Raw genomic sequence first — 1,254 nt, 5'->3', positions numbered from 1 at the left:
GGAACCTCGTCAGCGAAAACCATCAGGGCCGGCAGGCATATCAGCTTGCACATCAGGCCGGATATAAGACTGCAGCCCTGCCTCCTAAAGCGTCACACACACGAGTTCTTGCGATCCGGGAGGCGCCCATATAAGCATCTCCCTAGGCATTGAAAAGCCGGTATTGGCCGTTCACGGTACCACCGTGATTCCTTGAATTTGCATGGCGGCAACGAAGTTCTGGCGCATTTGGGCCTGTTTCTCCGGCGGATTGGTCATCCGCACGTTGTCCAAGCGGCTGAAACGTCCTTCGCGATGCCATCATCACATCCTCAGGACTGCGAGCTTTATGGTAGACCGAGCAAAGCGGTCGATGCTCTGCACCTCGAAGCCATCGCTGCTCCGCGCGCCCTGGCCTAGGCGAGATGTTCTCGCCTTTCTGCAGGCTTCCTGACGGCAAACGATTCGCCGTTTCTCGAGGACGATACCGGGTCGCCTTGTGAACTATTTAACGAATGTGACAAAAGCACATTCTTGGCGGCAAATCCTGAAAACGAACGTGTTACTTCGTGCAGCAGAATCGGGGCATACCGACTTCGGCACCGAGATACGACATGACTAGCAGAATTTCAGCCGCATTCATCGCCGGCGTCCTGCTCTTTTTCAGCGCCACGGCCGGCGCAGCAGCAGCGCCAAACTTCGTGAACTACGACGTACTGATGGAAGTTTGGCTGACGCCGGTTCTTATCGCATTGGTATGCGCTATTGCTCTGTTCGGGTTGTGGAGGCTGATGGCACGGCGACGCCGCGCCAAGGCATTGGCCGCAGTCGTCGTGGGCGCAAAGGAGCGGAGTCTGCAGCGGCACACTGAGCGACAGCGCCTCGCGACGCAGTTCTCCGACCTCAACTACTAACTGAATCGAGCAAGCCGAGCTCAATCTTCGAACCGCCGGGCGAAGATGGCTCCTTTGCCGGCCAGCGAGCTCGCAGACCTTAGGGCGTTCGCGAATTGGAAGGTCGTGATGAAGGTCCGCAATTGGCCGAACTGAGTCTTCGGCCGCCGCCGAGCGAAAGCCAGGAAACGCTGCACAACGGTTGAGTCTTCGACTCAGGCTTTCGAGCTAGGCCTGATTCGCATGCCCCATGCAGACCCCGATCTGTAGGGGGAAAGCACCATGCGTACCGCGTGCCTTCCGATGCTAAACCGCTGGCTTCGGCATCTGCTGGTACTTCGAAGGATAAGCATGCACTTCCCCCTGCATAACCGTGTCCTCA

Annotated in this window: 1 protein-coding gene; it reads left to right on the top strand. The window is 57.7% G+C overall.

Annotated elements, in window-relative coordinates; all coding sequences use genetic code 11:
* Positions 1 to 593: 593 nt before the first annotated feature.
* Positions 594 to 893, top strand: coding sequence for a hypothetical protein (locus tag AC1DF3_RS36880; RefSeq protein ID WP_301816368.1), 300 nt, complete (start codon positions 594 to 596; stop codon positions 891 to 893).
* The last annotated feature ends 361 nt before the right edge of the window (positions 894 to 1,254 follow it).

This window comes from Variovorax sp. 10N432, assembly GCF_056394465.1.
This window is presented reverse-complemented; position numbering and strand designations above follow the sequence as displayed.

Coding starts and splice junctions, on each gene's coding strand:
- AC1DF3_RS36880 (WP_301816368.1), top strand. CDS start 594: ATGACTAGCAGAATTTCAGCCGCATTCATCGCCGGCGTCCTGCTCTTT.